6 protein-coding genes are annotated in these 5,448 nt (G+C 72.3%); all 6 read left to right on the top strand.

Annotated elements, in window-relative coordinates; genetic code table 11:
• On the top strand, window positions 1-1,967 hold a 1,967-nt coding region (locus AC27VN_RS31645), incomplete at its 5' end, for an autotransporter family protein (protein ID WP_490879118.1).
• Window positions 1,968-2,162: 195 nt separating this feature from the next.
• Window positions 2,163-2,399 (top strand): hypothetical protein, encoded by a 237-nt coding sequence (locus AC27VN_RS31640; RefSeq protein ID WP_208514168.1) that lies wholly within the window; start codon window positions 2,163-2,165, stop codon window positions 2,397-2,399.
• Window positions 2,400-2,539: 140 nt separating this feature from the next.
• The gene (locus AC27VN_RS31635) at window positions 2,540-3,016 is read left to right on the top strand and encodes a MaoC/PaaZ C-terminal domain-containing protein (RefSeq protein WP_208514167.1); all 477 of its coding nucleotides are present in this window, start codon (window positions 2,540-2,542) and stop codon (window positions 3,014-3,016) included.
• Window positions 3,013-3,795 carry an enoyl-CoA hydratase/isomerase family protein gene (locus tag AC27VN_RS31630; protein ID WP_490879117.1) on the top strand — a complete coding sequence of 261 codons (783 nt, stop codon included), beginning with the start codon at window positions 3,013-3,015 and terminating at the stop codon, window positions 3,793-3,795. The genes AC27VN_RS31635 and AC27VN_RS31630 overlap by 4 nt, the downstream gene beginning before the upstream one ends.
• 9 nt (window positions 3,796-3,804) lie before the next feature.
• Window positions 3,805-4,182, top strand: coding sequence for a Zn-ribbon domain-containing OB-fold protein (locus AC27VN_RS31625; RefSeq protein WP_490879116.1), 378 nt, complete (start codon window positions 3,805-3,807; stop codon window positions 4,180-4,182).
• Window positions 4,179-5,336, top strand: a complete 1,158-nt coding sequence (locus tag AC27VN_RS31620; protein ID WP_490879115.1) for an acetyl-CoA acetyltransferase — start codon at window positions 4,179-4,181, stop codon at window positions 5,334-5,336. Before AC27VN_RS31625 ends, AC27VN_RS31620 begins: the two co-directional genes overlap by 4 nt.
• The last annotated feature ends 112 nt before the right edge of the window (window positions 5,337-5,448 follow it).

The following is a 5,448-nucleotide window of genomic DNA, read 5'->3' as shown; positions in this document are numbered from 1 at the left end:
GTGCCGGTGGCGCGGGCGGTGCCAGCAGCAATGGCGGTCCACGGGGCGCCAACGGCGCGGGCGGCGCAGGCGTGGTGGGCGCCAACCTCGCGCTCTCGAGCAGCGGGGCCATCGTCGGCGGGCTCGGCGGCGACGGCGTCAGCCGCGCGCCCTCGGTCCGCTTCACCGGCGGCAGCAACAGCCTGCGCCTGGACACGGGCGTCTCGCTGACGGGCGCCATCGCGATCGACAGCGGTGCCAGCGCCACCGTCATCGCCGGCGCCGACAGGCTCAGCCTCAATGCCGCGGTCGATCTCGGCGGCACCGGCACCATCGACACCAACGGCCACGACCTCGCTTGGTCGGGCCCGATCACGGGCAGCGGGGATTTCATCAAGACGGGCGCGGGCACCCTGTCGGTGAGCGGCGCCAACACCTACGCCGGCGGCACCGACGTGCGGCAGGGCGTGCTCAGGACCACGGCCACGAACGCGCTGAGCGCGGGCTCGTCGCACACCGTGGCAGCGGGCGCCACGCTCGACCTCGCGGGCTTCAGCCAGACCGTGGCGTCGCTCGCCAACGGCGGCACGGTGTCGCTGGTCGGCGCGGTGCCCGGCACGACGCTGACCGTCAACGGCAACTACACGGGCAACAACGGCGTGCTGCGCCTGGGCGCCGTGCTCGACAGCCCCGGCATTTCCGACCGGCTGGTGATCAACGGCGGCACCGCCAGCGGCGTCACCCGCGTGCAGGTCGCCAACCTCGGCGGGCTGGGCGCGCGCACCGTCGGCAACGGCATCGAGGTGGTGAGCGCGCAGGCCGGCGCCACCACGACCGCGCAGACCACGCGCGATGCCTTCGTGCTCGCCGGCGGCCACGTCGATGCGGGGGCCTACGAGTACCGGCTCTACGCGGCCGATGCGAGCGGCGCGGGCGAGAACTGGTACCTGCGCGCGGATGCGCCGAATGTCGCGACACCGGGTACCCCGGCCACGCCCGGTGCGCCCATCGGGGCGCCCGTGGTCGCCTACCGGCCGCAGGCCTCGCTGTACGCCGCGCTGCCGTCGCAACTGCGCCAGGGCAACCTCGCGATGCTCGGCAACTTGCATCTGCGCCGGGGCGATGAGACCGCCGTTTCCGCCGCGCCCGAGGGCACATCCGCGCGGCGCGCCTGGGGCCGGCTGATCAGCGCCGACATCGACATCCGCCAGGGTGGCACCGTCTCGCCGGGCAGCAAGGGGCGGGTCACCGGCCTGCAGGCCGGCACCGACCTTCTCGCCATGGGCAACTGGCGCGCGGGCCTCTACGTCGGCCAGCTCGAGGGCGACGTGAGCGTCGACGGCTTCGCCAGCGGCGTGCGCAACCTGCGCGCCGGGCGCAACGACCTGCGCAGCCAGTACCTCGGCGCCTATGGCACCTACGCCAGCGACGGCGGCTTCTATGCCGACGTGGTGCTGCAGGGCGCGCGCCATCGCGCCGATGCGGCGTCCTCGCTCGACCCCGGCGCGCAGACCCGCGGTCGCAGCCTGCTGGCCTCGCTGGAAGTCGGCCAGAGCCTCGCGCTGGGCAACGGCTGGTCCGTCGAGCCGCAGCTCCAACTGATCCATCAGCGCCTGGATCTGGACAGCACCGCGATCGCGGGTGCCCTGGTGCAGAGCCACGCGGACAACGGTTGGACCGCGCGCGCGGGCGTGCGGCTCAAGGGCCGGGTCGATACGGCGGCCGGCGCGCTGCAGCCCTATGCGCGAGTCAACGTCTACAAGCGCGCCAATGGCAGCGACACCACGCGCTTCGTGAATGCGGCCGCGGTGACCGACATCACGGCACCGATCGGCGGCACCAGCACCGAGCTCGCGGCCGGCTTCACGCTCGCGCTGAACGAGTCGACCAGCCTTCATGGCGAGCTGGGCAAGCTCTGGTCCTCCGGCGGCGACGCCAGGGTGCGGAGCTCGATCGGTGCTTCCGTGGGCGTTCGCGTGGCCTGGTGAGTCGACGGCGCCGCGCGCCGCCGTGCATTTGTTCCGTTCCGAGCCTCCGCCTCGACGGGGCCTGGTCCCGTCCTACGGTGCGGGGCCGGGTGCCGCCCTAGTTTGGCTGCAACGGCGCCGTCCGCCTCCGGTGGGCTGTCATCGCACCTCGCGGCATGCGGGGTGCGGCGTCGTCCACCCTCAGAGGAGCGAACGATGCAGTCCAGACAGAAGATTCACCACGGCGCGACGGTCACGCTCGTACTGCCGGGAGGCATGAGCACGCAGGCGGAGGTCGCGGCGCTGCGCGCCGCCGGCGTACCGGTCGACGAGTGGTGCGAGGTGGCGGTGGGATTCCTTTTCCTGCGCTGGCAGCGGGCGACGAACCGCACGGTCTTTCGCTGGTTCGCCCGCACCCCCGGGGAAGGCGACATGCCTGCCCCGCAGCGCTGAGCCGGCGCTTCGTCCGCCATCCACGCCCGGCGCCTCCACGTCATCGCCACGCGTTCTCCATGCAGCTTCGGGTAAGCCCTAGCTGCCGCCAGGTCTTCGTCTTCATTTATATTCCGTCCGGAAGGTTAAATAAAGACGCGATGACCGACATCACCAGCACCTGCGGATTTCTCGAGCAGCACTTCGACCGGATCGAGGAGGGCGCGCGCTTCCGCTCGCGCGGCCGCACCCTCACGGAAGCCGACATCGTTCAGTGGTGCGCGCTGACCGGCGACTGGTACGTGCTGCACACCGACGCGCACCATGCGGCGCGCACGCGCTTCGGCCAGCGCATCGCGCCGGGCCTGATGCTGCTGGCCTATGCGGCCGGCCTCGGCATCCCGCCCGCGGCACCGGCGATCGTGGCGAACTACGGCAGCGACGCGCTGCGCTTCACCGCGCCGGCCTTCATCGGCGACACCATCCATCTGGAGGCCGCCGTGCTCGAGAAGACAGTGAAGCGCCCGGGCACCGACGGCGTGGTGCGGCTGCAGTGGAACGTCCACAACCAGAATGGCTTGCTGCTGATGGCCAGCGAGCTGCGCATCCTGATGGCTTTCGAGGGAGCCGCGCGATGAACGGCGCCACCTCCACCGACGCGGTGCGCCTGACGCTGGAGTCGTCGCTCGCGGTCATTGCGATCGACCGGCCCGCCGCGAAGAACAGCCTGCGCCTCGACGAGATGACGGCGATCGCCGATGCGCTCGGCGAGGCCGTGTCGGCCGGTGCGCGCGCGGTGCTGGTGCGCGGCACGCGCCATGCCTTCTGCGCCGGCCGCGACCTCAAGGACACGCATCCCGGCACCGACGATACGCTTGCGATCCTGCGCGAGCGGATCAACCCGGTGCTGGTCGCCGTGCGCGACTGCCCGGTGCCGACGATCGCCGCAGTGCAGGGCCCCGCGCTGGGCTTCGGCTTCGGGCTCGCACTGGCCTGCGACATCGCGCTGGTCGCCGACGATGCGCTGCTCGGCAGTCCGTTCCGCAACATCGGCGCGGTGCTCGATTCGGGCGGCCACCATCACCTGCGCGAACGCGTCGGGCCGCACCGCGCGGCCGAGCTGATCTTCCTGGGCCGACTGTTCTCGGGGCGCGAAGCCGCGGCCATGGGGCTCGTCAACCGCAGCGTGGCGGCCGAGGCGCTCGACGAGATCGCGCTGCGGATGGCGCGCGAGATCGCGAGCGGCCCGACCACCGCCTTCGCCGCGTCGAAGCGCATCCTGTCGCGCGCGCGTTCCTTCGAGGAGACGCTCGAGCTCGAGGCGATCGCGCAGGCCGAGGCGCTGGCCGGGCCCGACGGCATCGAGGGCATCGGCGCCTTCCAGCAGAAGCGCAAGCCGCGCTTCATCGGACGCTAGGCGATGGACATGACCCAAGCTCCCGACGCCGCGCGTTCGCCGCGCGCCCTGTTCCTCGCCGCGCTGGCCGAAGGCCGGCTGGCCTACCAGTTCGACCATGGCGCGGGCCGCGCGGTCTTTCCGCCGCAGGCCGTGGGTCCAGGCGGACAGCCAGGCGAACTCGAATGGCGCACCAGCCGCGCCGAGGGCACGGTCCACGCCTGCACCGAGGTGCAGCGGCGCGATGGCGCCTTCAACATCGCGCTGGTCGATCTCGACGAGGGCTTTCGCATGATGGCCACCGTGGTCGATGCGGCGCCCGGCGCGCTGCGCATCGGCCTGCGCGTGGCCGCGCGCATCGAGCCCTGGAACGACGCGCACCGCGTGGTGTTCGGAGCGCTCGCATGACCGCCACCAATCTGCGCGGCACGGCCGCGATCGCCGGCATCGGCAGCACCGGCTTCGCGACGATGCCGGCCCTGTCCTCGCCGCTCGACGCGATGGCACTGGCCTCCGTGCGCGCGCTCGACGACGCGGGCCTCTCGCTGGCCGATGTCGACGGCGTGTTCGCGGCCGGCCTGCAGCTGTTCATGCCGACGCTGAGCCTGTGCGAATACCTGGGCCTGCGCCCGCGCTACACCGATTCGACCCAGGTCGGCGGCGGCGCCTTCCTCGCGCACCTCAACCATGCGCGCGCCGCGATCGCGGCCGGCTTGTGCTCGGTGGCGCTGATCGCCTACGGCAGCACGCAGAAATCGGCGGGCGGACAGTTCGCGACGCACTCCGAACCCAATCCCTACGAAGTGCCCTATGGCTACCCGGGGCCGCTCGCGGCCTATGCGATGGTCGCGCAGCGCCACATGCACGAGTTCGGCACCACGCGCGAACAGCTCGCGCAGGTGGCGGTGAGCGCGCGCGACTGGGCGCGGCTCGACGCCGACGCGCCCGATCCCGGGCCGCTGAGCATCGAGGACGTGATCGCGGCGCGGCCGGTGGCGCATCCCTTCACCGTGCGCGACTGCTGCCTCGTGACCGATGGCGGCGGCGCGCTGGTCGTGGTCTCGGCCGAGCGTGCCGCGCAGCTGCGGCGCAAGCCGGTCTACCTGCTCGGCGTGGGCGAGGCCGCCACGCATCGCAGCATCGCGCAGATGCCGGACCTGGTGCGCACCGCGGCCAGCGTGTCGTCGGCCACCGCCTATGCGCAGGCCGGCGTGGGACCGAAGGACATCGACGTGGTGCAGTTCTACGACGCTTTCACGATCATGCCCATCGTCTTCGCCGAGGACACGGGCTTCTGCGCCAAGGGCGAGGGCGGTGCCTTCCTCGACGGCGGCCGCGCCTCGCCGGGCGGCGACTTCCCGATGAACACCAGCGGCGGCGGACTCTCGCTCGGCCACCCCGGCATGTTCGGCATCTACACCGCGATCGAGTCGGTGGTGCAGCTGCGCGGCGACGCCGGCACGCGCCAGGTGGCCGGCGCCGAGCTCGCACTGGCCCATGCGCCAGGCGGCTACATGTCGAGCCAATGCACCGCGATCTTCGGCACCGCCGCCACGCTCTGAACCCACCATGACCCTCCAAGACCTGCAACTGAAACACGCCGGCCGCCTGGCCGATGCGATCGCCGCCGTGGCCCGCCGCGGCTACCACAGCGCCTATCCCGAGGATCCGGCG

It is taken from the genome of Variovorax sp. 20P10.2.4 (assembly GCF_058244205.1).
The sequence above is the reverse complement of the archived record's forward strand: the minus strand, read 5'-3'. Positions and strand labels throughout refer to the sequence as shown.